This window comes from Sorangium aterium (genome assembly GCF_028368935.1).
In the GTDB taxonomy this organism is placed as follows: Bacteria; Myxococcota_A; Polyangia; order Polyangiales; family Polyangiaceae; genus Sorangium; species Sorangium atrum.
Genome location: NZ_JAQNDK010000002.1, coordinates 2477838 through 2503267 on the forward strand (window position 1 = coordinate 2477838; position 25430 = coordinate 2503267).

Consider the following 25430-nt stretch of genomic DNA (forward strand, 5'->3'; position numbering starts at 1 on the left):
CGAGGGCTGCAGGGCGTCAGACCCATGCCTGCGTCGAGGGATCCCAGCGCTTCCAGGTGCCTTTGTCGTCCATGTAGAGCTCGCTCTCCCCGGGGAGGGCGCGGAAGCGCGTGCTGCTGATCTTCAGATCGTCGATCCTCCCCGAGTAGTCGGTCTGCGCTTCGGCGCCCTTGATGCTCCGCATGTCGGCGACGAGCTCTTGCCCGCTCGCCTCGACCACCACATAGCCGTGGGCGTTGCTGTTGGCGTGGGCGAGGTGCGGGTTGATCTTCGTCTCTGCCGACGTGAGCAGCGAGTCGATGCTGAGGGCGAGCGCCGCGGCGCCCGGGAGCCCGCGCAGCGTCGGATCGCTCGCGACCTGGCTCGTCAGGATCTCGCGGAAGGACGCCGAGGAGACGGAACCGCCCACGAGCTCGACGATCTTCTTCGTGGGATCGCCGCTCGGGCCGGGCGTCCCCGCGTAGAAGGCGTGGACGTCGCCGGTGATCGCCACGACGCCCCCCAGCCCGACGAGCCTCTCGAGCAGCTCGTCCCGCTTGTTGCGGAAGCCGTCCCAGGCGTCGGTGGTCAGATAGAAGCTGCGCTTGAACTGGGCGGGGAGGGAATAGGGGCTGAGATCGACGGCGAGCTGGACGAGGCAGAACTCGTTGCCCCAGACCTTCCAGGTCGCCTTCGAGCCTTCCATGGTGTCGAGGAACCAGGCCTCCTGCTCGGCGCCCATCATGTCCTCGCTCGCGCCCTGCGTCTCCTTGTAGCGGATGGCAGCGTAGATATCGAAGGTGTCCTTGGCCGTGAAGTAGCGCGTACCGATCATGCCGTACGCGTTGATCTTGCCGAAATCCACGTAGGCGATGCCCCGCTCCAGGCCCGCTTCCGCGGGGTCGATGAGCGGGATCTGCATGTCCGCCGGCAGGCCCTCGTTGGCGGCGGCGACGATCTCGTTGATGAAGGCGACGCTGATATTCCCCGTCACCTCGGCGGGATCGTAGCCCACGGCCTCCGCGGCCCCGATGAGGACCGGCGCATAGATGCCGTCGCCGTAGGTCTCCACGTCCACGTAGGGCAGGGCGGCCGCGGGCACCTCCCCGAGCTCGGCCACGAGCTTCGGCTGATCGAGCGCGACCCTGCCGGGGAAAGCGTCCTCGGGGATGAGGTGATCCGGCCGGTAGCTGCGTAGATCGGTCATCACCAGGTGGACGTGCCGGCCGAACACGAAGTCGCGGTAGATGTGGAATTCGTCCGGGAGCGAGGCGCCCGGGTCGAGCTCCACATCGTCGCCGTAATCGACGGGCTGGTACTCGAACCAGGCCTGGTTCGCGGCCTTGCGGCGGTCCGCGTCGGTCTCGTCCTGCCGGCCGTCGAAATACGTGGCCGTGGCGCCGAAGCAGTCGTTCGAGAACTCGTGATCGTCCCACGTGGCGATCATCGGGAAGCTCTCGTGGACCTTCTGGAGGTTCGCGTCGGAGCGGTACGTCCTGTAGAGCTCGCGGTAGTTATCGAGCGATCTCGCCGCGTGGTAGGCGCCGTCGCCGTCACCGAGGGAGATGCTGCCGGCCACGTCGGTGAAGACGACGCGGCGCCCGCTCGTGCTCTGGAAGCTGGGATCGCCGTCCGTCTCGTAGATGTAATCGCCGAGGTGGACGAAGAAATCGAGCTCCTCCTGGGCGAGCGCCAGGTAGGGGTTGTAGTACCGCCCCACGTAATCCTGGCAAGACACGTAGGCGAAGCGGACCTTGACGTCGGCCCCCTCGGCCGGGGCGGTCTTGGTGCGCCCCACGCGAGACGCATAGCTGGTCTCGCCCTTCACGTAGATGAATCGGTAGTAGTAGACCGTGCCCGCCGCGAGGCCGCGGACCTTCACCTTCACGCAGTGATCGTGCCTCGCGAGCGCCTTCACCTTCGCCTGTCCGGCGTCGAGCGCCACCCGCTGCGCGAACCCGGCGTCGGTGGCGACCTCGACCTCGAGATCGAGATCCTCTGCGCCGTCCTGCACGCGGGTCCAGAGGACGACGCTGCCGGGGCGCGGATCGCCGGAGGCGACCGACTGGGGGAAGAACCCGGAGCCGTCTGCGAGCTCGCGCTCGTTATCGACCGGGTTGATCGTCTCGGGGTCGCCGCCGCAAGCCGGGACGACCAGCGCGCCGGCGGTGACGAGCGTGGCTCGGAGGAAATCTCTGCGCTTCAGCATCGGGCGACCAGGGAATCCTGGAACTTTCGCCGATGTCAATCTCCTCGTGGACCCAGCCGCTTCGCGCGCTGGCGGCCACGCCTGTAAAGCGCAAAGCGGGGCGTCCGATGGGTGAGGTAAGTGGGCGTGCTTACGCGTTGCCGAGCATGGCCGAGCGTTGACGGGCGTGGTCAAACGTGACCAAACATGGTAGATAAGCTGTCGGGTGCTCGTGAGTCCTGTCCTAGGACCGCATTGGTCTTCAAGGGATAGATGAGCTAAGTTGAGCGTTTATCATGCGGCAGCGGGGCAGGACACCGGAGGGCGAGTCCGACATGAGGTCGGGGCACAGCGTCCCTGACCGTCCTGGCGCCGACCGCCGCGACTCGATCCCCCCGCCTCCATTCGGGCAGCCTTCCGGGCCCGGGCGTTCCGGCCCGTCCAGCGAGCGGTCGCCTGCTTCGAGGTCTGCTTCCTCGCGCAAGGTGCGGACCATCGACGTCCTCGTTCAGGGCGCGACCGTGGAGCTCTTCCACTTTTACGGCGTCGCCATAGCGCCTGCGGACCTCGGGGAGCGCCGCGACGAGGCGCTCGTCCACAGCGATCCTGCGAGCACGGTCGAGTTCTCTGCGCCCGGCTTCTCCGGCCTGCTGGCCTTGTCGGCGCACCCTGGCGTATTTCGCGCGATGACGGGGCTGCCGCCCACGCTCGATAGCGTCGACGACTGGATGCGCGAGGTCGTCAATCAGCTCATGGGAAAGGTGAAGAGCCGCCTCGCGCGGTTCCAGATAGCGCTTCACGCAGAGCTGCCGCAGCTGCGCCGCGCGACCGACGTGGCGCGCCGGTACCGGGGCAGCAAACAGCAGTTCTGCTATGCCTTCCGGACGTTGAAGGGCGAGGTGGTCGTCACGCTGGGCGGCGACTTCGACGAGAGCTCGCTGGTGTTCTCGAACTCGTCCCCGCTTCCGCTCGATGGCAAGGTGATCCTGTTCTGAGCCCTCTTGCGCGGCACAGCGCTGCCGCGGCGCCGCTGCCGGTGGCGGCAGGGGCGGCGGCAGGCGCTCCGGTCGCGGCGGGCGCCGGGGCGACGCCGGCGCCAGGGCTCTGCGCATGCGCGAGAGATGCCGTGACGAGCACTGCTCCGATGGACGCGCTCGACGCGCGCGCGAGGCGCCGTGCCGGCGCTCGCGGCAGTGAACTCCGACCCATCATCATTGATTTCTCCCCGTTCGCAGAGCCTTCGTTGCGGCTCCAGCCGACGTCGCACGCGCTCTTGCGGACTTGCGAACTTCACGCGTAGCATACACAGCGACGAGGACGGGCGGGGAACTCGACGCGCTCCATCACGCTCGCACCACAGTTGGGTGAGACATCACAACAGGAAAGAACGTGAATCAGGAGAGCACACATGGTGTGCGGGCGAACGTTGATGATGACTCCACGTGTGCACGCGTCGATTGTCGTTCGCGTCGTTCGCGTCGTTCGCGTCGTTCGCGTCGTTCGCGTCGTTCGCGTCGTTCGCGTCGTTCGCGTCGCGCGCGTCACGCGCGGGGCTCAGCTCGCCCGGTGCTCGTGCTGAGCGCGCCGCGCGCGGGGACAGGCGTTCGCGCGAGATCCCTCGTCACGAAGCACACGAGATGCGCGCGGGCGCCGCGCCGCGCGGGCCACGCCGGAGGGACGGGGGCATGCCGACATTGCGTAGCGCTTCGATTCGACTGAAGCTGTGGTCGCTCGCCGGCGTCCCCGTCGCGGGGGCCCTGCTGCTGGCGGCGATGATCGTCGGCGACGCGCGGCAGCAGGCGGCGAGGGCGGCGGGGATAGGCTCCATCGAGGACCTCGCGCAGCTCTCCTCGATCATGGCGAAGCCGCTGCACGCCCTCCAGAAGGAGCGGGCGTGGACCGCGCTGGTCGAGGGGCTGGAGGCCCGGCCTCCGGAGACGATCGACGTCGAGGTCGAGCGGCGCGCCACGCCGCCGCTCAATCGCGCGGCGGAGCTCCTGCGCGCCGGCGGCCACCTCCGGGTCGCGCGGGCGGCGACCGACGAGAGCCTCGCCGACCTCGACGCGTTCCTGGCCGCGCGCGACCTCTCCGGGCTGCCGCGCCGGCTCGCCCGCGATCTCGCGGAGGCGCGCGCCAAGGTCGGCGAGCTCGGCGCGTTCCGGAGCCAGGCCGACGCGAAGACGGTGTCGCTCGACGGCGTGCTGAGGGTCTTCGGCGGCATCAACGTGAGCCTCATCCGGGCCAACGCCGGCCTCTCCGAGCTGAGCGACGAAGGCGAGCTCCTGCGCAGGATCCAGTCGATCGTCGCCGTCCACGAGTTCGCCGAGCGCGCCAGCCGCCAGCACGCGCTGCTCGCGCACGCCTTCGCGTCCACGCAGTTCGAGCCGGGCGCCTTCAAGACGCTCGTGACGCTGATGACGGAGGAGCAGCTCTATCACGAGGAGTTCATCGCCAACGCGTCGGAGCCGGCGCGGGCGCTCTATGACGCCGCCCGCTCCGACCCGCGCGTGCGGCGCGCCGACGAGCTGCGCGCCGCCGCGATCACGTCGACGGACGACGCGCTGGCGATCGATCACGACGCGTGGTTCGAGGCGCAGCAGGGGCGCGTCGACGGGCTCGCCGCGATCGAGGAGGAGGCGATCTCCGGGATGAGGCGCGCGGCGGCGGCCAGGGTCGCGGACACGCGGCGGACGGTGCGCGACGGCATCGCGGTCTCGGCGTTCGTGCTCCTCGTGTCGGTCGCGCTGGCGCTGGTGCTCGTGCGGGGGATCTCCCGATCGCTCGAGGTCCTCGGCGAGGCCGCGGCCCACGTCCGGCGGACGCGCGACTACACGACGCGCGCCCGCAAGACCGCCGACGACGAGTTCGGGGCGCTCACGGACGCCTTCAACGAGATGCTGGCGGGCATCCAGGCGCGCGACGAGGTCCTCGAGGGCCACCGGCAGAACCTCGAGGCCACTGTCGCGGAGCGGACCTCGGAGCTCGAGAAGCGCAACCGGGAGATGCGCCTCGTCCTCGACAACGTCGATCAGGCCCTCGTGACCATCCACCGGGACGGCACGATGGAGCCCGTGCACTCCGCCGCCTTCGAGCGCCTCTTCGGCGTGCCGGCGCGCGATGAGCACTTCGCCGATCGCGTCGCCGGTCACGATCCGCGGGCCCGCGCGTTCCTCAGGATGGGGTGGGAGGCCGCCTGCGACGACTTCCTCCCGCTCGAGGTCGTCCTCGACCAGCTCCCGAAGACCCTGCACCGCGAGGGGCGCTACCTCGCGCTCGGCTTCAAGCCGATCCTGTCGGGAGAGGGCCAGTTCAGCGGGGCGCTGATGGTGATCACGGACGTCACGTCCACGATCGCCTCCGTGCGCGAGGCCGAGCAGCAGCACGAGTATATCCAGGTGTTCGAGCGGGCCGTGAAGGACCGGCTCGGCCTCGTCGGCTTCGTCAACGACACGACCAAGCTCGTCGACGCCGTGAGCGCGCGGTCGAGCGGCGAGGTGGACGAGGTGATGCGCCTCGTGCACACGATCAAGGGGAACGCCGGGCTCTGGGACGTGACGAGCGTGGCGAGGGTGGCGCACGAGATCGAGAGCTTCGTCGTCGAGGAGCGCGCGCTGCCGTCCGACGAGCAGATCGACGCGCTGAGGGACGTGTGGCTCGCGTTCGTGGGGCGCGTGAGCGTCCTGCTCGCGTCGACGGCGCAGTCCTCGCGCGCCGACGTCGGCCACGAAGAGGTCGATGCCTTGCTCGCCATGGTGCGCCAGCGCCGCGACCCCGCCGAGATCGAGCGGGCCATCGCGGCTTTCCGCGACGAGCGGACCGAGGTGCGGTTCAGCCGGATGAAGGACCAGGCCGAGACGCTGGCCCGGAAGCTCGGCAAGCCGAAGCCCGACGTGCGCATCGACGCCGGGGGCGTCCGGCTGCCCGCGTCGCGGTTCGCCGGGATGTGGCAGGCGCTGGGCCACGTCGTGCGCAACGTGATGGACCACGGGATCGAGCGGCCGGAGGCGCGCGAGGCGGCGGGCAAGCCGTCGAGGGGCACGCTCACGCTCAGCTCGCGGACGACGGCGGACGAGATCGTCATCGAGATCGGCGACGACGGGGCGGGCATCGACTGGGAGCGCGTGCGCGAGAAGGCCGTGGCCGTCGGGTTGCCGGGCGCGACGCGGCGCGATCTCGAGGCCGCGCTGTTCGCGCCGGGGTTCAGCACGGCCGAGCAGGTCACGGACGTCTCCGGCCGCGGCGTCGGTCTCGGCGTCGCGCTCCACGAGTGCCGGCGGCTCGCGGGCCGGGTAGAGCTCGACACCGAGCGTGGCCAGGGGACGACCTTCCGCTTCCGGTTCCCCCGGGATCCGAGCGACGCCGCGGGGGTGTCGCTCACGACTGCCTCGCTTCCGCCTCCGAGCGGGCGGGGCTCGCTGGTACCTCCCCCTTCGCGGGGCGGATCGAGCCCGGGTATGGCGTCGGGGAGCGCGTGACACGGTGAGCACATCGACAATGCAGAGCGAGAGATCGAGGAGAGGGGAATGAACTCGGAGAGCTGGGACCGCATCCATGAGGAGCTCGCCACGTCGTGCGTCCACCTGTTTCGCGACAACGGCGTCGAGCTCCTGCGGCTGGACGACGCGGCGTCGGAGGCGACGCCGGGCAACGCGGTGGTCTCCTTCATCGGCTTCACGGGCGACCACCTTCGCGGGAGCCTGACGCTCGTCGCCCCCGTGGCGCTCATCATGCGCAGCCACCCGCTGAAAGAGCAGCGCGAGATCGACGAAGATATGGTGTGCGACTGGGCGAGCGAGCTCTCGAACCAGCTCCTCGGGCGGGTGAAGAACCGCCTGCGCCACCTCGGGCTGGTCATCGTGCTCTCGACGCCGAGCGCCGCGATCGGCGAGCACCTGCGCGCCAGGGAGGAGCAGAGCGAGGGCTTCCGGCGGCTCCTGTTCGCCGCGGGGCCCGACCGGCTCGTCGTGCTCTTCGACGCGCTCGCCCCTGACGACGCGCTGGAGCTCGAGGAAGTGAACATGCCCGATCCGCAGCCCGAGGGCGAAGTGCTGCTGTTCTGAGCCGGATGGCCGTACACGCAAGAGGAGACACGTCACATGGCCAAGAAAATTCTTCTCGTCGAGGATTCGAGTACGGTCCGCCAGCAGGTCGGCATTCTCCTGTCGGGGGCGGGCTATGGCACGCTGGAAGCGGACAACGGCCGAGATGCGGTCGCCGCGGTCGCCGCCCACAAGGATGACCTGGCGATGATCATCGCGGACGTGAACATGCCGGTGATGAACGGCATCGAGATGATCCAGAGCCTGCGGGACAAGGGGCTCGCGTCGGGCGTTCCGATCTTGATGCTCACCACCGAGGGGCAGCCGGAGCTCATCGAGAAGGCCCGGAAGGCCGGGGCGAAGGGGTGGATCATCAAGCCGTTCAAGCCGGATCTGTTGCTCGCGGCGGTGAAGAAGCTCGCCGGCGAGCCGTGAGCCTCGGGGCGCGAGCCGCGGCCATCCCCGCGACATCGGCCCGGCCGAGGGGCGTCGCTCCCCGGTACAACGGAAAATCGGCGACTGCCGCCGGTGTTGGGCGGATCTACCCTGCGGCGCTGGACAGCGCTCGGTGCTTGCGGCGTAGCGCCGATCCGTGTGACTCTCTGTGCGGAAAGTCACCAAGGGCACCCGAATGGGCAGACCTGGTCCGCCGGCTTCGCTTGACCTGTCGACTACCCGTCAGCCGGGCGAAGCTCCATGGGATTGTTTGATGTGGTCATCGCCCGAGCGGACTGCCCCGGTTGCGGGCATTCCCAAGAGTGGCGCATCCGGTACAAGTTCGGCCGTTGCAGGCAGCACGAGTACAGGCTCGGTGACCCGCTCTGCTGGTTCGATCCGCCCGGGCGTCCGGCGCCGCTCGAAGACGATGGCGAAAATGTCGGCGGGCTCTTCGCCGTCCCCGGGCTCGTCGAGATCGGTTGTTCGAGGTGCGGCCAGGGAGAGGGCGCCGTTCTCCGCTTCGAGAACAATGTCGTTTCCAGCGTGGAGATCAGGTCCTCGGTGGGAGGCGACGAGTACGCGCAGCTCGAGCGCCCGTCTGGATGGATGCGCTTCTGGTCACGCCGCGTGGCAGGCAGCAGGAACGAGGATCGCCTCGATCTGAGCTGCCGCGGCGATCGATGGACCGTGGCCGTCGCTGACGGCGCCGGCGGGCTCGCGGGCGGTGAGGCCGCGGCGAGCACGGCGGCGGGCGCGATGGTGGCGCTCGGCGCGGAGAGGGAGCTCGATCCGGACTTCTGGTGCGAGCGCATCCGCCGACTCGACGGTGAGCTGGAAGCGGAGCCGAGGTGCGGCGAGACGACCCTCGTCGTCGTCCAGGTGAGCCAAGGCGAACTCTGGGGGGCCAGCGTGGGGGACTCGGGCGCGCTCGTCGTCGAGCCGGACGGGCTGGTCGACCTGACTTCAAGGCAGATTCGGAAGCCGCTGGTCGGCAGCGGTGCGTGCAGCCCCGTCGGCATCCCCCGCCGGCCGCTCACGGGGCGCCTCCTGGTCGCAACCGACGGCCTCCTGAAGTACGCGTCGTGGGCGACCCTCGGCGCTCTCGCCCGCACAGGCGATGTGCAGACGGCGGTCGAGGCACTGATCCAGGCGGTGACTCTTCCATCGGGCAACCGGCCCGACGACGTCGCGGTGGTGCTCGGCGAGCGCGTCGGCTAACCTGCCGCTGCTGCCGACGCCGCTTCGCGGCGCGGCAGAGCGGCAACTCGTTAGGGGGGATCTGGAGTGGCAACCGACGGAACGAACCATTGGGATGCGCTGCGCCGGGCCGACGAACTCGCGAAAAGAAACGAGTTTCGTGGCGCTGCTGCCGCATACCTCGAGGTCGCTCGCCAGTTTTTCGCCGAAGGCCAGCATCTCAAGGCGGCCGCCATCGCGAAGACCGTAGTTGCGCTTGCCGGCAGCCGACCCGACGAGCTCCGGTTCGAACACATGTCGTCCCTTGAGCTGTGGCGAGATGCCGTCGAGGTTCTTGGCCTGCGTGACGAGGCCGCGCGTGCGACCGCGGAGCTCGAACGTCTTCAGCAACACAGGTGACTGGTCGACGTGTGGACGCCCCCCAACGAGCCGCTGAACCTGACACCGGGGCCGGGTCGAGGTTGTTTCGACTGACGTGCCTTTGGCACATCAGTCTGCCAGAGTCTATCCTTCGCGGTGAGCTTGCGGTATCGTTGGACCTCGGTGCAGTTAGCGCCGGTGTTGAGCGGAGAGGAAGAAGGAAAGATTCACAGGGAGGCGGGGAGGCGAGAGATGGGGATCAGTCGTTCGAACCATCAGGCTTGGCGGCGACTGCTTCGGGCGGCATCGATGCGGGGCGGCTGGTGGTGCCGGGGTGGTCATCTTCAGTTCGACATCGGGAGAACCGGACAGCCTCCGCACCGCGGCGTACCAGTCGTCGGATCCCACGGCGGAGCACCGGCGTGTTGAAGTTGACGAGCAACCCGACGTCCAGGTCCATCAGCTTCAGGTATGTGAGCACCTGAGCTTCATGGACTGGCAGCAGGTGATCGACAGCCTTGAGCCCAGTATGAGCTTTCCCTCGACGACAACGTCGAGTCGATAGCCACAGTCGAGCGTGGCTCCCTTGTAGGTTACTGGAAGTGGCCTTTTCCTGGCGAAGCTCAAGCCCATGAGCGACAGCTCATGACACAAGCATTGTTCGTAGGCAGACTCCAGGAGCCCGGGACCGAGGTGACGATGCACCTCGATGCACGCTCCAATGACTCGCTCGGACAGATCCCACAATCTCCTCGTTTCCCTGTCTCCCTGTACCAAGTCCATGCTCATGCCTATATGTAGACGCGAGGCCAGCTCTGGTTGCGCGAGATTGACATCGCCGGGAACCGCCCTGCGAACGGCCGACCTGAAAGCAGTCGACCCCAAGCGAGCAGGCTCGAAGGATGTTCCCCACCTCTTGCCTCTCCACGTTGGCCTCTCTCTCCTCCCCGTCTCCCCGTCTCCCTGTGTACTCTCTCTTCCGCTGTCTCCCGCCCAACAAACCGCTGGTGCCGACCGCGCTTCGCGCGGCGGCATACCGGCAAGACGTTCGGCCTCTCGAGCAGGAATGGGTCGATGCCTTACTACAGCGTGATTCTCGAAGGGAAGGGTATAAAGGTCCAGGGGGCAGACGGGGAGCCACCGATCATTGGCTTCTTCGCGACGCGCGCGGTTCGAGCCCGCTCAGTGAAGCAAGCAGAGGAAATCGCCAAGGCGATGGTCCTCGCGGACTGGACCACTGGGGAGTATGCACTCTTGAATCGGGGTGGGGCACCGGTGCTGAAGGTGGAGGGCGTCAACGCCTTAAGTTGGTGGAGATTTCTGCGGTTCAAGAACACGGGGCACGCTTTCTTTAAAACAGTGGACGAGGACGATGCCGAATAAGTCGAACGGGAGCTTGACACGAGAGAGGTTGTCGTATTCCCTGTCCTGCTCGGAGCGCCCATGAAGAAAACGTGGAAGGATGCAGTCACCTTCATCACTGGCGGCGGCTCGGGGATCGGTCGAGCGCTCAGCCTGGAGCTCGCGCGGCGCGGCGCGCGCGTGACGGTGACGGACGTGAACGGCGACGCCGCTGCGAAGGTGGCGGCCGAGGCTGGAAACGGCGCTTCGTCGCGCGCGCTCGACGTGCGTGATGAAGCGGGCATGCGTGAGGCCATCGAGGACACGGCAGCGCGTGGCGGGCGCCTCGACTTGCTCATCAACAATGCGGGGATCGGCGTCGCCGGCGAGGCGCACGAGATCCCGCTCCCGCACTGGAACCGCGTCCTCGACGTCAACGTGCGCGGCGTGCTGCACGGCATCGTGGCGGGCTACCCGATCATGGTGCGCCAGAAGAGCGGCCATATCCTCAACGTGGCGTCGCTCGCCGGTCTGGGCCCCGCGCCGCTCTTCACGCCGTACGCGATGAGCAAGCACGCCGTCGTCGGCCTCAGCACGAGCCTGCGAATCGAGGCGGCGGCCTACGGCGTGCACGTCAGCGTGCTCTGCCCGGCTGCGGTCGAGACCCCGATCCTGGACTCCGAGAACCCCCCCGATTTGCCGGCGATCCCGTGGGTTCCGAACGCGCGACGCCTGCTCGAGGCCCTTGCTGGCCCGCCTTACCCGGCCGACGCGCTCGCGCGCGAGGCGCTCGATGCGGCGGCCGACGACGAGCCCGTCATCGTGCTGCCCTCGCGCGCACGCTTCCTCTGGCGCCTCGGCAGGATGTTCCCGGCGCTCGTCGAGAAGGGCGGCCGCGGCGAGATCGCCAAAGAGCGAGCGACGCGGGGGTGAGCGTTCGAGCGTGGGGGTGGTGCTCCACTCCTCGGCGCAGACGCTGAGCTCGCCATTCGAAAGGCTCCTTCAGAACTTCAACATGTTTGAAACGCTCCGCGGCCCACGCACCGCGGATTGCCTCCCCGGTGCGCGGCGCGATAGGGGACGTGGATGAACATCGCTCCTTGGATCGGGCTGGCGGCCGTCTGCTTCTTCGTGGCGTGCTCCGACGAATCGGGCGATACGCCTGACGACCAAGGCGGCACGACAGGCAGCAACACGACAGCAGCGTCGGTCGGCAGCGGTGGCACGGGGGGCGATGTGTCGCCCGCAGGCTCGACGTCCTCGGGCTCGACGTCCTCGGCTGGTTCTCCCGCTTCCACGGGGAGCGGCGGGGAGCCGGAGGGCTCGGGTGGCGGCGCGCAGGGCGGTGCGGGCGGTGGCGGAGACGGCGGCGGCGCTGGCACCGGGGGCAGCGGCGTTGGCGGCAGCGGCAGCGGCGCTGGAGGCAGTGGCGCCGGAGGCTCCGGGAGCCGCTGCGATCCGGAGGAGTCGCGCGCGAACAAGGCCCTTGTCGCGCAGGCCATCGACGCGCTGTTCGTCCAGAAGGACGTCTCGGCGATCGATCGCTATTGGGCCGATCCGTACCTCCAGCACAACCCGATCGCGACGAGCGGCGTCGCCACGCTCAAGAGCCTGATGCGGGGAATCGTCACGTCGGGGTCGTTCAGCTACCAGCGCCTGCGCACGTTCGGCGAGTGCGATCTCGTGGTCGTGCAGGGCCGCTATTCGCAGACCGGCGTGATCTTCGACATGTTCCGGGTCAAAGACGACAGGATCATGGAGCACTGGGACTCCGACTCGAACCAGGCCTCGGCGACGGACGGCCCGAAGGACGTCGAGGACGAGGCGCTCACGGGGCAGAACCGCGCGCACGTGCTGAGCTTCATCGACGCCGTGCTCATCGGAGGGGCGCACGCGCGAGCGTCGGAGTTCCTCGGCGCGAGCTACGTCGAGCACCGCGACACCGACGCGAGCGGGCCCGCCGCGCTCGTCGAGTACGTGAAGGACGAGGGCATCAGTTACGTCAAGGTGCACCACGTCATCGCCGATGGGAACTTCGTCTTCACCCTGTCGGAAGGAAAGCGCAACAACACCGCCTATGGCTTCTACGATCTGTTCCGCGTCGAGGGCGGCGACATCGTCGAGCACTGGGACTCGCGGCGCTCCGTGCCCAGCTCGACCATGAGCGGGCTCCCGATCTTCTAGCTCCATGTCTCACCGCGCTCTCGAGGCCCGACGAGCCTCTCGCTCGGCGCGGCGCCACCTCCTCTCGCTGCCTGACGGCGACGCGCCAGTCGGGGCAGGAGCAGCGGCCTTCAGTCCGCGCGGGGCAGGAACGCCCCGTGGAAGGTCTGGGGCGAGGCGTGGCGCAGGTGGACCCGCGCCGCTGGCCCCTCGTCCATGTGCGCGGCGTCCCAGACGTGGATGGCGCTCTTCCCGGCCTTCGCGTCGGTGACCACCGCGAGCACGTGGCCGTCGCCCTCGGGGGCGCCGGGCGCGCGCGGCACGAAGATCGGCTCGGACGGGCGCTCGTGCTGCGCGATGCGCGCCAGGGTGATCGCGCCCGTGTCGACGTCGACGCGCGCGATGCCGTTTCCATTCGGGTCGTCGGCCCGCCCCTTCGTGGCGAGGAAGACGACGCCGTGCCGCTCCCCCGCGACCCGCGGGTCGGCGCGCGGGAACTCGCCGACGACGCCGCCGAGGTCCTCCACGAGGAGCTGCTCGCGGCTCGCGCGCACGCGGTGGCGCACGAGGACGCCGGCGTCGACGGAGGCCAGCTCGGGCCGATCCGGGTCCTTGCCGATCGCGCCGAGCGTGGCGAGCGTCCGGTAGCGGACGAGGTCGACGACGAGGTCCTCGCCGTCGTCGTAGGCGTTCGCGAAATGCCACTGGAAGAACGCGTCGACGCCGAAGCGGCGCACGCGGGAGACGTCGTCGAGGTCGACGACGATCACCTCCGTGCCCCGGCCGGGCTCGAAGCGCACCCAGGAATCGAAGCCTCCCCACTGGAGCATCGCGCGCCCCACCTGGATCATCGCGGGCGAGACGAAGAACACGAGGTGCCGGCGGGTGGCGCAGAAGTCGTGGAGCATCACCGGCGCCGAGAGCGGCACCGCGCCGAGCGAGCGCGCGCGCCCGTCGTCGTCGACCGCGTAGAGGTCGAGCTGGGTCCTGCGCCCGAAGCGGACGCCGAAGTTGTAGCTCGTCTTCCTGGCAGCAACCCGGTGCGGGTGGGCCGAGAAGGTGGGACCCAGCGCGCCGCCGAGATCGCTCTCGCCGAGCGTGTCGAGCGTCGCGGGATCGAGCTCCGTCGGCCTGCCGGCCTCCATGAGCGCGAACAGCCGGCCGCCGGCGATGAAGGGGCTCGTGTTCGCGACGTTCTTGGCCTTGCCCTGCAGCGCGTGGAGCACGCGCTTCGGCCAGGAGAGGGTCGAGCCATAGAGGCGCCGCCCGGCCGCGAGCTCCTCCACGAGGCCGCGGCTGCGCACGAGGCGGTGCGCGCCCTCCGCCCGGCCGCCCGACAGCCGCACCGCGAGCACCCCGCCATCGGCCTCGAACGGGTGCGGCACGCGGACGCCGAAGAGGGTCGCGCGGGCCGGGCCCACCCGGAAGAGCGTGCCCTCGAGGCCTTCGGGCAGCGTCCCCTCGACCGCGAGCGGCGTGAAGCCGTACTCGGCCTCGAGGTCGAGCGGGTGATCGAAGGCGCGCGCTCCGCGAGAGGCGTCCGTGGAGACGCCCCCCGCGCCGGCGAAGGCGGCGTCGAGGGCGGCGTCGAAGTCGGCGGCAGACACGGCGATGGACATGGGACCTCCGGGCGGCCGATGTGATCGTCGATCACATCGGCGTCCTGGTTATGTAATCATCGATCACATCGGCGCAAGCGGGATCCTGTGGAGCCGGGCCCCGGGCGTCCGGTCGCTCCCTGCGGACTCCGGCTGCGCGAGGCGCTCGATGCGGCCGTCTGTACGACGCGGAAGTCTACCCGATGCCGCCGCGGACCCGGGCTGCTGGCGCCCTGTCTCCGAATCTCCTCCTTGAACGCCGCCGCGCGCCGCTCCTTGACGCCGCCGTACGCCGCCCGGAAAGCGCGGCATGCCCCCGGGTCGAAAGCGCGCCGAGGATCCGCCTGCGCAGAAGGCGCCCGTCAAGAAGGCGCCCGCCAAGGAGGCGCCCGCCAGGAAGTCGCCTGCCGAGCGGAGGGCCTCGAAGCGGCCGGCGCGCGGCTACCATCACGGGGACCTCAAGCGGGCCCTCGTGGACGCGGGGCTCTCGCTCTTGGAGGAGGACGGCATCGATGCGGTCCGGGTGCGCGAGGCGGCGCGGCGGGTGGGCGTCTCTCCGGCGGCGCCGTTCCGTCACTTCCCCTCGCGGGAGGATTTCCTGCGCGCCGTCGCGCTCGCCGGGATCGAGCGGTTCGAGCTCGTCTCTGCGGCGGAGATCGCGGCGGCGCCGACCCCGCTCCTGCGCTTCCGCGCGCTCGGGCTCGCCTCGGTCCGCTTTGCCCTCCAGCATCCTGCGCTGTTCGAGCTCCTGAACAGCCCTGCCTTGCGCGCCGATCCGGAGCACGCGCGCGCGCTGGTCGCCGCGGACGATGAGGCGCGGTCGCGGCTTCAGGAGATGCTCCAGGAGGCGCGCGCGCGCGGCGAGCTGCGCCCGACCGACCCCATCGTCATCGAGGTCGCGGGCCGGGCGATCGCCTACGGGCTCGCGCGCATGTTCCTGGATGGCCACCTGCCGCGCGAGGGCGCGATGGAGCTCACAGCGGCCGTCCTCGATGTGCTCGGCGAGGGGCTCGCGCAGGGGCCTCCGGAGGCGTGAGCCGACCCGGGTTGGGGCAGCCGCCGCGCCTCAACCCGGGTCGGGGCAGCCGGGCAGCCGCGCCTCAGCGCAGCTCGACCTCCGCCCCCGCGCTCGTGAGCCGCTCGGCTGCCGCCTGCGCCTCCATGCGGCTCAAGCCCTCCCGCAGCACGATGGGCGCCGATTCCACGAGCCTCCTCGCCTCGTCCAGGCCGAGCCCCCACAGCTCCCGGACCGCCTTGATCACCGCGATCCGCTCCCCGCCGAAGCTGCTCAGCACCACCGACACGACCTCGTCGTCCCAGGGCATCGCCGGGAGGGCCCCCATGGTGAAGCTCAGGGGCGCGGGTTCGGTCGCCGGTCGACCGAGCCGCTCCATGAGCTCGCTCGTGAGCTCGCACAGCTCCTCGGCCGTGAGCCCCTCGATGTACGCGATGACCTGCTCGCGGGTGAGGCTCACGGCGCCTCCTCCGCCCGTCGCCGCGCGGCGAGCGACTGGAGCGCCAGGAGCGCCGCCAGGAACCGCTCTTCCTGGAGGGTCCGCGTGGCGACCTCGCCGCCTTCGTCGCGCGCGAAACGCACGCAGAGCCGGCCGTCGGGGGGACGGCGAGCGAGCGCCTCCTCGGCCTCGGCGCGGGAGAGCTCGGACAGGTTCAGGACCCGGGTCTGGCAAGCGGCGCAGCCGCGCTCCCGGGCGTCGCCCGGCATGACGTTCCAGTCCTCATGGCAAGGCTCGGCGATCCGGAGCGCGCTGAGCTTCATGAGCAGAGAACAGCGAGGCGTGGACGCCACGTCAAGCGGGCTATCGCGGATCCCCGCGAGTCCGCCCCGGCCCGCTCCTCGCCGCGCGCGATCTCCCGGACGGACCTCGCGGGAGAGATGGCATGAAGCTCGCGAGAGGCGACCGCGGCGCGCGCACCACCACGGCCCGGCGGCGCCGGCGCTCGTCAGTGCAGCCTGTCCTTGGCCTCGGCGAGCTCCTCGTTGATCCGGTCCACGAACGCGTCGAGGGTCATCGGGCCCTTGCTCGCGGCGGCGGCGGCCTCGATGGCCTGCGATGCGAGCGAGGTGAGGCGCTCGACGTAGGCGAGCTGGCCCTCGAGCTTCTCGTAGTCCCCGTCGACGAAGTACCCGCTGTCGTCCTTGACGTCGAGCTCCGGCGCATAGCGCTGCTTCACGTACCGCAGGATGGCGCACACGGCGACGTGCACCTTGGGGCCGGCGAACTGCGTCTTCGTCCAGTTGTAGCGGCTCCCCTCCTTGAAGAACTCGACCCCCGGCGCCTCTGGCAGGCTGGGGACGCTGACGCTGACGCGCGGCCCTCCGCCGCGCCCCGACTTGTCCTGCGCTGCGCGGGTGAGGTTGCGCGTGATGGCCGCGGACTCCGCCAGCGCCTGACGCATCATGTCCGCCATCTTCGGGTCGGTGAGCAGCGCGTGGTACGTGTGGTTGATGAAGGTGCCTTCACCGTCGAAGTGGAAGTGGAGAGGCTCGCATTCGCGGTGGGGATAGAGCGTGATCCCCTCGAGACCCGAGCACGTCACGCGCCGGCCTTCGATGAGCTCTTTCATGGTCTTGCTGGGCCAGCCGGCGGCCGCGGCCTTGGCGGCGAGATCCGCGACGAGCTCGGGGACGGCGGTCGGGTCGCGGAGCTTGCCCGAGTACGCGATGGAGATGCCCATGGTGCCTCCTGAACGATCTCCCCTTACTCCAGCGCGGCCGTCGAGGCCAGCGCGCGCCGGGGAGGGAGCTTCGGCCGCGGCGACAGGGAGAGAGCCGCCGGAGCTCCCTCGCTCCGGCGACTCCGGGCCGCCTGGCACCGCCTGAACCTGGACGCCTGACCGCGACGCCCGGGGCTCGACGCAGCTTTCACGTCTAGAGCGGATGTCCGCGCCCCGGTCCTCGCCGGGCTACTGGCAGGCTGTTGCGCCGAAGCAGACCGCCGGATCCGCCGCGAAGCGACGGAAGTTGTCCGCCTCCGGGTGGCCCGGGAACGGAACATAGTAGTAGACGGCCTTGTCGTCGAAGCCGCTGCCGTCGTAGTAGGTCTGCCACGTCAGCGCGTAAGCGACGCCGGCGCTCTTGGCGAGATCGAGGAGGTGGGTGTTGTACCAGTCCTCGGTGAGCGCGCCCTGCCCCGCGTCCGGAAACAGGCTCGTTACCTCGGCGGAAGAGAGCGTGACGGCGCCCGCCGAGCCGAGGCCGTAGTTGGCCAGGAACTCCGTCCGCAGGCTCTGATCGAACAGGGCGTCGTGCCACTTGCTCACGTGATCTGCCGGGTAGAGCGTGAGCGACGCGCCCGCCGCGAGCTTGCTGACCCGGTGGAGGAGGTGCAGCCGGTAGGTGCCCGTCTCGGTGAGCGCGTGAGGCTTGCCCTTGGCCGCGCCGATCGCCGCGACGGCGCTCGCCATCGCCTTCATGTCCTCGAGATCTGCCGAGGACGCCGCGCGCTCGTACGGGTAATAGAGATCGATACCGAGGAGTTCGATGAGGTCGTCGCCAGGGTACGCCTCGAGGTAGTACTCCTCCAGCAGGGCGGACGGCGGCTGGCCGTCGTTCTCGAGCGCCGCGATCGCCTCCTGGGGCGGGCTCTCGTAGGCCGCGCCCAGATCGGTGAGCTCCTCGATGAGGCGGGCCCGGAGCATGTCGCGAGAGAGGCTCTCTGGATCCCTGACCTTCGCCTCGGCGGGCGTCACCGAGCTGTCGCTCAGCTTTCGCACCTTGTCCGTCGAGTACGCGAAGATCACGTTCTCCATCCCCGGCTCGCTCCGGACGGCCTCGGCGAACGTGCGGTACGCGGCGCTGTAGGCGGCGGGGCCGGTGACGGCTTGATCGTCGTCGAGCAGGGCCTGGCAGTTCCAGTAGGGCTGACCCCACCAGAACCATCCGCCAGTGTGCTCGTGGAACGGACGGAGGACGATCGGCTTGCCGCCGAGCCCGTGCTCGCGGAAGAACTGGGCCACGTACTTCGCGTGGGCCACGAGCCAGTCGCGCGCCGAGATCCCGGCGTGGGTCCCCTGCTCGATCGGCACGTCGTTGGCGATCTTGCAGATGCACTTCAGGTTCTCGGGGATGTCCGCGCTGGAGCCGAGGGATCGCGAATAGTACGTCTCGGCGTAGAACGGAGTGCCTCCGCCCTGGGCGTGGATCGGCACGCTCTGGCCATCGACCGTGATGGTCGCGAGCGGCGTCTCGATGGCGTCCGCGAAGTCCGAGGTGCTGACGTCGTAGTTGCACGGGGGCGTGTGCCAGTCGAAGGCCACCATCCCGCCCGGCTGCTCCAGCATGTACGCCGCGGCGTTCGCGGTGACGTCGCGGCGATTCCAGGGGACCGGATCGAAGACCATCGCGTCGAGGGAGATGCCGAGCAGCCCGGGGTTCTCTCCCACGGTGGCGCCGGCGTCCGACGACCAGCCTCGCTCGCCGCGGCTGGCGGCGCCCGCCATGCTCGAGAACCAGTCGTTGGTCGACACGAGCTGCTTGGTGCCCGGATCGTAGAGCCCCCACGTGATGGCGTTCTCGTAACCGAACCGGAACTTGCCGGCTCGAGACGACGTCCACAGGTCCTCGAGGAGGTCGCCCCTCGGCGTGTCCGGGAACTCCGGTGGATCTCCCGGCGCGCCTCCCGTGCCTGACGATGTGCTCGACGACGTGGTTGACGACGCGCCTCCCGACCCGCCTGACGACGTGCTCGACGACGTGGTTGACGACGCGCTTCCCGACGGACCCCCCGGCGGCGTGTCGTCATTCGACGACCCACAGGCGGCTGCCAAGCACAGGAGGACTGCAGCATAAACGCGTGGACTGAGCTGGATGAGCTTCATGGGTTCTCCCCTGCGACCGGTGCCAGTAACCACGCAGGAATAAAGCTTGTTAATCGGTTCAGTGTCAACAGCGACCTCACCGGGCGAGGTGTCGCCGCTCCGGCCTCGCGCAGGCTTCACCGCGAGCGCTCGTCGGCGCGGTGCCGCGGTGCGTCGCGTGGTGGCCCATGGTGACCGGAGGTGAACAGGCCGCCGTGAGCACGCGCCGTGCCGGCTCGGCCGGCTGCCGGCGCGCCTTGGCTCGGACCCCTGCCGGGTCAGAATGTTAACCGGTTCATTTGGTTCATGCTTCCGTGGTGGAATTTTACTGTTCCAGCGCGCCGAGCGTCGAGCGGCTTCGGTCGCGCGGCGTGGTGGCGCGGAAGTTGAGGTGGGCAGCGGCGGCGAGCAGCGGGGAGGAGGCGACTGGCTTCCGGGGGATGGACATGGCGGTGATGCGATCCAGACGGCATCGCCGACAACTTCACTGCGGGTGCGCAGCCGTACAGCAGAAAGGACGACCGCCGCACCCGGGCTTCATGAAAATGGCGCTTCCAGGGAGGGGAGCTCAACCCTCGAGATCCGGGGCCCCGGTGTCCAGCCGGGCGATCTGGCGCCTCTCGGGCATCTGGAGGATGCCCATCCACGCGAACACGCGGATGACCTGGTAGGCCGGGTCGATCTCGAACCAGCGCACCGCGAAGCTCGGGCTCTGCGGGTACTTGTGGTGGTTGTTCTGAAAGAGCTCGCCGAGCGTCACGAGGTCGAGGGCGAGCGTGTTGCGCGAGTCGTCGTCGCCGTTGAAGTTCCGGTAACCATAGCGGTGGCCGCACCAGTTCACGATGGCGCCGTGTAGCGGGCCCATCGTCCAGTGGAGCGGGACGAACAGGAACTGCCACCAATGCGTGGCGAACGCGATGTAGAAGAGCGCGTAGCCCGTCCCCCACGCGAGGCGGCTGACCCACGAGTTGCCGACGCGGTCGAGCGTGCGCCACTCGGGGTAGCCGCCCAGAAAGCGTGGCTCCACCTCCGCCGTTCCGTCGCAGATGGCGTCATAGCGCTTGGCGGTCGACAGCATCATGGAGACGGGCTCCGCGAAGTAGCGTGGCGAGTGCGGGTCCTTCGGGGTGTCGCTGTAGGCATGGTGCATGCGGTGCAAGATCGCGTACGCCCGGGGCACAAGGTACGAGGAGCCCTGCGTGACGTAGGTGAGAAGATGGAAGATTCGTTCCCAGCGCTTCGGCATTGTGAACATCCGATGCGAGGCGTATCGGTGCAGGAAGAAGGTCTGGAAAAAGACCGATAATGTCGAGTGGGCGATCAGGACGGCGATGAGTTCCATGGCTCGCTTGTACACCCGGCGTGGGCCGAAATGTAGTTGGTTCACGGTCATGATTCGCGAAGTCCGGTGCCGCGCCGTTCACACAGTACGTCCTCATTTCGCGCGATTCCGTTCGTGGGGTGAGCCCGCAACGGGCGAGTTCATCGACCTGAAACAAATCTGTGCTGCCAGGCGCCGCGTCGCTCCTGCAGGCATCACGCAATCGACCTCGCGCGCGCCGCCTTATCACGACAACCCGAACGTTGATCGCCCGCGGCGATGGATCGTTCTTGACATACATATGCGCTGCGTACAGACTGGTTCAGTAAGCCGTTCGAGCGTGCATCGAAGGATCCCTCGCGCTCGGCTCCCAGGGGCTCGCTGCGAGCGTCGCGCAGCGAGGGCTCATCTGGCTCGATGAGGGATAGCTCGTCCGGGCGCTCCGCCGCGGCGGGGAGCTGGCGCAGCCGGCCGTCGCGCGGCGGCGCGTGCGCCGCGAGAGCAGGGTGCCTCGCGGCGTCCCGCTCGTGACTGGTGCCGCGCAATCATCTCGAGGTGCACGCATGCAGATCCGCATAGGTTACGAGCTGCTCTACGAATTCCCGCGACCCACGCCGGTGATCTTGACGCTGAGCGTCCACTACTCGCGCGTGTCCGATCTGGTGCGGCCCGATCACATGCTCACCAGCCCGGCGATCCCGGTTCGAGCCTACCGGGACGCCTTCGGCAACTGGTGTAGCCGTATCCTCGCGCCGGCGGGGCAGCTGAGGATCTCCGCCGACGCGGTGGTGAACGATACGGGCGCGCCGGACCGCGTCGTGACCTCGGCCGAGCAGCACCCCGTTGAAGCGCTGCCAGAAGAGACGCTGGTGTTCTTGCTGGGCAGCCGGTACTGCGAGACGGATCGCCTTTCAGAGGCGGCATGGGACCTGTTTGGCCGGTCGCCCACCGGCTGGGGTCGCGTGCAGGCCATCTGCGACTTCGTTCATCGGCACATCACCTTTGGGTACGAGTTCGCGAGCCCTACCAAGACGGCGGCGGAGGTGTTCAACGATCGGAGAGGCGTCTGTAGAGATTATGCGCATCTTGCGATCGCATTCTGCCGTTGCCTGAATGTTCCGGCTCGATACTGCACCGGCTACCTGGGCGACATCGGCGTGCCTCCTCCTCACGGGACCATGGACTTCTCGGGCTGGTTCGAGGCCTATCTCGGTGGCGAGTGGTACACGTTCGATGCGCGCAACAACGTGCCTCGCATCGGACGCGTGCTGATCGCCCGCGGGCGGGATGCCGCCGACGTGGCGATCTCCACGACATTTGGCCGGAACACGTTGAGGAGCTTCCGCGTGTGGACGGATGAGATCGCGGGCTAGCACTACTGCGGGAAGTCGGACGGGGAAGCGAACCGCCATGACGCCAAGCGCGCCAGGAAGCCAGGGAAATGGGAGGGGAAATGCCGGAACCGCACCTCCTCTCTCTCCTTGGCGACCTTGGCGACCTTGGCGATCTTGGCGGTTGTTCTGCCGATCCGGGGCGACTTCCCGCAGTGGTGCTGGTACTACAGCCGTACTTGGTTCGAGGTGCTGCTGAAGGCATCAACGTCGTCGAGAGATCCGTGCCCGTCCGCCCGTCGACGGCCGCAGATGGATCGCATGTGCGCCCGGAGCGGCGCCCACCTGCGACGAGAGGAGCAGCGGGCCGGAGCTCGCCTGCGAGGAGCTCCAAGGGGCGCTGGCGTTTGACCACCATGAAGGGCGGTCGTTTCCAGGATGGCACCATCGTCGCTCGCTCTGCGCTCGCTCGAAGGCGCCGCGGCGCTGCTCTCCTCGACCGCTGCCGGGGCGTGCGACATCGCTTCACCGCCGCACGCGGATGTCGTCGATGCGGGGGACGGCGGTGTACGACTTGGACGATCGGATGGTGTTGTGGCGGCGTCATGGCTTTGGGGACGCGTCAGCGCGTCCGGCCGCTCGACGCGTGTCGGCGCACATGTCAACTCGCGAACAACGTGGTAATCTGCTCGGCTATGGACAACGCGCAGAGCGATGATGTCGAGGAGGGCGACTGGGGGCGACTTCACGTCACGCGCGCCTGCTGTGGTGCAGGCGTTTGCAGGAACTTCGCTCCAGAGCTCCTGGGCGAGGTCGCGCCCGCGCACTGGGAGGCCATGGACGGCGACGTGCGGCGCCGCGGCCCCGCCGTGCTCGCGGGCACCTATGATGAAGGGGCCTTCACCGGCATCCTGCGCCAGCCCCGGTGCCGGGCCGATCTCGAGGCGGCGCGTTCGGCTGTCGCCGCCTGCCCGGTCAACGCCTTGCGCCTCCGATCGTCGCCGTCCCGCGCGCGCGCCGGGCTGGGAGCGCTCGGGGCCCCGTTCCGCGCCTGGCCCCGCCGCATCGAAGAGGACGTCTGGGCCCTCGGCCATCCCGCGCGCGAAAACGCGGGCGCGACGGCGTACTTCATCGAGCGCCCCGGCGGCGGCGTGCTCGTCGACCTGCCGAGCCCGACCGAGGCGGTCTTCCGTTTCCTCGAAGCGCACGGCGGCGTGCGGTGGATCTTCCTCACCCACCGTGACCACACCGCGCACCACGCCGAGTTCGCGGCCCGCTTCCCCGGGTGTCGCCGCGTCCTCGGCGCCGTGGACGTGAGCCCGCGCGGTGACGGGCGCAATCCGGCCACGTCCGATGTGGAGATCAAGCTCAGGGAGCGCCTCGAGCCCATGAGCCTCGACGGCTCGCCGCTCGCCGACGGCGACCTCGCCGGCGCCGAGCTCGCCGTGCTCTCCCAGCCCGGCCACACCGCAGGCTCGATGTGCCTGCTGTACAGGGGCCGCTTCCTGTTCACCGGCGACCACCTCGCCTATTCGCGCCGCATCGGTCAGATCGTGGCGTTCCGGCTCCAGTGCTGGAACGACTGGGAGCGACAGATCCGCTCCGTGCGCCGCCTGGTCGCGCTGGCGGGCGCCGGCCAGCTCCGCTTCGCGTGGCTCCTGCCTGGCCATGGCGAATGGCACCGACTCGAAGGCGACGGGGGCGCTCCCGCGACGGCCGCCGAGCTCCGGCGCGCGCTCGTCTGGATGGAGCGGCAGGCGCCTGGGCACGTCCCTTTCTTCCGCTTCATCCCCTGGTTGCAGAGCCGCTCGTATCCCGGCACTCGCCTCGCGCGCGCGGTGCACGCGATCGGCGGAGAGGGCCCCGGGAGCGAGGCCTGGGTGCTGCCGCGCGCCGCCCGCCCGTACCTGCCCGATTACCGGCCAGAGAAGGCCGCCGCCGCGTGGCTGCGGGTCTCCCTGGTCGCGGCGACGGCGCTCGGCGCCGCGACGGCCGCGGCCCGGCTCGCCGCGCGCGCGGCGGGGGCGGTCGCGAAGCGGCGGGCGTGAAGCGGCCTTGAGGGCGGTCGGCGCTCCGGTCTTCGCAGGGCCGGGGCGGGGCCCGAGGCGCCGCCGCGCCGGCCTGCCCGCTCAGCCGGCCGCGCTGCCTCGGTCGTCCTGTCGCAGCAGATACGCTGTCTCGGGGTTCTCCCGGCGCCAGATCACGTTGTCCATGAAATAGTGGTGGATGTTCACGAACACGAAGACGGCTGCGAAGTACGGTGTCGGGCCCAGGTCGGACATCGCTTCGCCGTCGCTCGAGCTCAGCACCAGCGCGCTGTCGAGGAGCGCCGGCGCGCCGCGGAACACGACCCACCCGAGGCCGATGGCGGTCGCCGCCAGGATCCCGAGGCGCAGGCCGGTCGGCCGCCCGAACAGCGGCGGGCCCTCGGCGGCGCGCGCCTCGTTCCCCTTCAGGAGCCAGACGAAATACAGATATTGAACCGAGTGGAGCGCCGGGATCACGTAGACCATGAGCCGGTCGAGGCTCGAGTAGACCGTCCAGAGCCAGACCGTGATGAGGAAACCGGCCAGCGGCGCGAGCGGCGGCAGGCGCCGCTCCGTTCGCCACCTGCGCGCGATGACCCAGAGCAGCGCGAGCGCGCTGAGCCCGAAGGCGAGCCCGGTGACGGGCTCGAGCGCAGGCGGGTGCGCGAGCGACGTGTAGACGACGCCTTTCTCCTCGACCTCCCTGCCTGGATCCGCCGGGCTCGCCCACGCGTAAGCCCAGGCCGCGAAGCAGTGCACGAGGATCACCTTGCGCTCCAGGGGGTCGAACCGGAACCCACGCCGCGCCGAGAGCACCGTCAGGACGCCGAAGCCCTGCTTCACGTAGTGCCAGCCCACCAGGAGGAACATGAGCTGGATCATGAAGCCCATCGCCCGCGCCGAGCCGGTCGAGAGCGCCCCGATCGCCCACGCGAGCAGCGCGAGCGGGACCAGGAGACCGGCGACGATGTAGCGGGCTCGCTGCGCCGGGGCGAACGCGCCGCCGAACGCGCGGCGCCTCGCGTCCTTGTAGAACAACAGGTACGTCACCGCGAAGTGAGGATCGTTGATCAGGGACGCGGCGTGGAACGTCAGGAAGCCGATCGCGAGCTCCGCCGCGTCGAGCCCGACGGCCCTGCGGGCGAGCCACGCGAGCGGAAAGAGCACGAGCGTCGCGCCCCCGACGAGCAGGAACTCGATGAGATGCGCGCGAAGCGCGGCTCCGCGCGGCGCCGCGACCGGGACTGGCAGCGTCGCTCCCGCGCTGGTCATGCGCCGAAGCTACCACACAGGGGCGCCCGTCCGGCGCGCGCGCCGCGCGCTCGGCCGCCGGCGGCGCTGCCAAAATCCGTTGCCGTCGCGCCGCAGGCTCCGAGCCAATCTCTGGCCGCCCCGGGCATCCAAGCCGCCATGCCCACCCCTACCGCGACGGCGTGGAGATCCGAGGCTCGCCACGATCAGATCGCCGCGGGGCTCTCGGCCGTCAAGGAGAGGGTGGGGGAGCTCGACGGCCTGAAGCAGAGCGAGCTCCGCCTCGAGGGCGAGCTTGATGCGACGCGATGTAGGCTCGAGGGGGTCGCGGGGCGCCGTGGCCTCCCTCTTCGTCAACAATAAATGACGAGATTTCTCG

20 protein-coding genes and 1 pseudogene are annotated in these 25430 nt (G+C 69.5%); 12 read left to right on the plus strand and 9 right to left on the minus strand.

Features of this window, described 5'->3' with window-relative positions; genetic code table 11:
- Window positions 1-16 precede the first annotated feature (16 nt).
- Window positions 17-2188, minus strand: a complete 2172-nt coding sequence (locus POL72_RS24285; RefSeq protein WP_272097903.1) for an alkaline phosphatase D family protein — start codon at window positions 2186-2188, stop codon at window positions 17-19.
- A gap of 464 nt (window positions 2189-2652) precedes the next feature.
- Between POL72_RS24285 and POL72_RS24290 the strand changes: the two genes are divergently transcribed.
- The 6 genes from POL72_RS24290 to POL72_RS24315 all read left to right on the plus strand — a co-directional run bounded on the left by POL72_RS24290 (window position 2653) and on the right by POL72_RS24315 (window position 9240).
- A complete protein-coding gene (locus POL72_RS24290) occupies window positions 2653-3162 on the plus strand; it encodes a chemotaxis protein CheX (protein WP_272097904.1) in 510 nt (169 codons plus the stop codon).
- Window positions 3163-3852: 690 nt separating this feature from the next.
- Window positions 3853-6642 carry a nitrate- and nitrite sensing domain-containing protein gene (locus POL72_RS24295; RefSeq protein ID WP_272097905.1) on the plus strand — a complete coding sequence of 930 codons (2790 nt, stop codon included), beginning with the start codon at window positions 3853-3855 and terminating at the stop codon, window positions 6640-6642.
- A gap of 48 nt (window positions 6643-6690) precedes the next feature.
- A complete protein-coding gene (locus POL72_RS24300; RefSeq protein ID WP_272097906.1) occupies window positions 6691-7227 on the plus strand; it encodes a chemotaxis protein CheX in 537 nt (178 codons plus the stop codon).
- Window positions 7228-7263: 36 nt separating this feature from the next.
- A complete protein-coding gene (locus POL72_RS24305; protein WP_272097907.1) occupies window positions 7264-7641 on the plus strand; it encodes a response regulator in 378 nt (125 codons plus the stop codon).
- Window positions 7642-7902: 261 nt separating this feature from the next.
- Complete coding sequence (locus tag POL72_RS24310; RefSeq protein ID WP_272097908.1) at window positions 7903-8862, plus strand: protein phosphatase 2C domain-containing protein; 960 nt, start codon at window positions 7903-7905, stop codon at window positions 8860-8862.
- 66 nt (window positions 8863-8928) lie between these two features.
- Window positions 8929-9240 carry a hypothetical protein gene (locus tag POL72_RS24315; RefSeq protein ID WP_272097909.1) on the plus strand — a complete coding sequence of 104 codons (312 nt, stop codon included), beginning with the start codon at window positions 8929-8931 and terminating at the stop codon, window positions 9238-9240.
- 364 nt (window positions 9241-9604) lie between these two features.
- Here the strand turns inward: POL72_RS24315 and POL72_RS52290 are convergent.
- A pseudogene (locus POL72_RS52290) lies at window positions 9605-10236 on the minus strand (GxxExxY protein); the annotation flags it as partial.
- A 39-nt stretch (window positions 10237-10275) separates the two neighbouring features.
- Here POL72_RS52290 and POL72_RS24325 point away from each other — a divergent pair.
- The 3 genes from POL72_RS24325 to POL72_RS24335 all read left to right on the plus strand — a co-directional run bounded on the left by POL72_RS24325 (window position 10276) and on the right by POL72_RS24335 (window position 12726).
- Window positions 10276-10584, plus strand: coding sequence for a hypothetical protein (locus tag POL72_RS24325; protein WP_272097910.1), 309 nt, complete (start codon window positions 10276-10278; stop codon window positions 10582-10584).
- A gap of 60 nt (window positions 10585-10644) precedes the next feature.
- Window positions 10645-11475 carry an SDR family NAD(P)-dependent oxidoreductase gene (locus tag POL72_RS24330; RefSeq protein WP_272097911.1) on the plus strand — a complete coding sequence of 277 codons (831 nt, stop codon included), beginning with the start codon at window positions 10645-10647 and terminating at the stop codon, window positions 11473-11475.
- A gap of 153 nt (window positions 11476-11628) precedes the next feature.
- The gene (locus POL72_RS24335; protein WP_272097912.1) at window positions 11629-12726 is read left to right on the plus strand and encodes a nuclear transport factor 2 family protein; all 1098 of its coding nucleotides are present in this window, start codon (window positions 11629-11631) and stop codon (window positions 12724-12726) included.
- A gap of 110 nt (window positions 12727-12836) precedes the next feature.
- Here the strand turns inward: POL72_RS24335 and POL72_RS24340 are convergent, their stop codons facing one another.
- Window positions 12837-14324 carry a carotenoid oxygenase family protein gene (locus POL72_RS24340; RefSeq protein ID WP_272097913.1) on the minus strand — a complete coding sequence of 496 codons (1488 nt, stop codon included), beginning with the start codon at window positions 14322-14324 and terminating at the stop codon, window positions 12837-12839.
- A 289-nt stretch (window positions 14325-14613) separates the two neighbouring features.
- Here POL72_RS24340 and POL72_RS24345 point away from each other — a divergent pair, with 289 nt between their 5' ends.
- Window positions 14614-15339, plus strand: a complete 726-nt coding sequence (locus POL72_RS24345; protein WP_272097914.1) for a TetR/AcrR family transcriptional regulator — start codon at window positions 14614-14616, stop codon at window positions 15337-15339.
- Between the two features lie 64 nt (window positions 15340-15403).
- On the opposite strand, the gene POL72_RS50485 is transcribed toward POL72_RS24345, so the two are convergent.
- The 5 genes from POL72_RS50485 to POL72_RS24370 form a co-directional block, all read right to left on the minus strand.
- Window positions 15404-15778, minus strand: coding sequence for a ribosomal protein bL12 (locus POL72_RS50485; RefSeq protein WP_272097915.1), 375 nt, complete (start codon window positions 15776-15778; stop codon window positions 15404-15406).
- Window positions 15775-16080 (minus strand): hypothetical protein, encoded by a 306-nt coding sequence (locus POL72_RS24355; RefSeq protein ID WP_272097916.1) that lies wholly within the window; start codon window positions 16078-16080, stop codon window positions 15775-15777. The genes POL72_RS50485 and POL72_RS24355 overlap by 4 nt, the downstream gene beginning before the upstream one ends.
- Before the next feature lie 185 nt (window positions 16081-16265).
- On the minus strand, window positions 16266-17000 hold the full coding sequence (locus tag POL72_RS24360; protein WP_272097917.1) for a hypothetical protein: 735 nt from the start codon (window positions 16998-17000) through the stop codon (window positions 16266-16268).
- Between the two features lie 228 nt (window positions 17001-17228).
- Window positions 17229-19142 carry a glycosyl hydrolase gene (locus POL72_RS24365; RefSeq protein ID WP_272097918.1) on the minus strand — a complete coding sequence of 638 codons (1914 nt, stop codon included), beginning with the start codon at window positions 19140-19142 and terminating at the stop codon, window positions 17229-17231.
- Window positions 19143-19689: 547 nt separating this feature from the next.
- Window positions 19690-20463 carry an acyl-CoA desaturase gene (locus POL72_RS24370; RefSeq protein ID WP_272097919.1) on the minus strand — a complete coding sequence of 258 codons (774 nt, stop codon included), beginning with the start codon at window positions 20461-20463 and terminating at the stop codon, window positions 19690-19692.
- A 506-nt stretch (window positions 20464-20969) separates the two neighbouring features.
- On the opposite strand from POL72_RS24370, the gene POL72_RS24375 reads away from it, so the two are divergent.
- Both POL72_RS24375 and POL72_RS24380 read left to right on the plus strand, forming a co-directional pair.
- Window positions 20970-21815 (plus strand): transglutaminase-like domain-containing protein, encoded by an 846-nt coding sequence (locus POL72_RS24375; RefSeq protein WP_272097920.1) that lies wholly within the window; start codon window positions 20970-20972, stop codon window positions 21813-21815.
- 653 nt (window positions 21816-22468) lie between these two features.
- Window positions 22469-23821: an MBL fold metallo-hydrolase gene (locus POL72_RS24380; protein WP_272097921.1), complete on the plus strand. Its 1353-nt coding sequence runs from the start codon at window positions 22469-22471 to the stop codon at window positions 23819-23821.
- A gap of 81 nt (window positions 23822-23902) precedes the next feature.
- Here the strand turns inward: POL72_RS24380 and POL72_RS24385 are convergent, their stop codons facing one another.
- Complete coding sequence (locus tag POL72_RS24385) at window positions 23903-25072, minus strand: hypothetical protein (RefSeq protein ID WP_272097922.1); 1170 nt, start codon at window positions 25070-25072, stop codon at window positions 23903-23905.
- Window positions 25073-25430 lie beyond the last annotated feature (358 nt).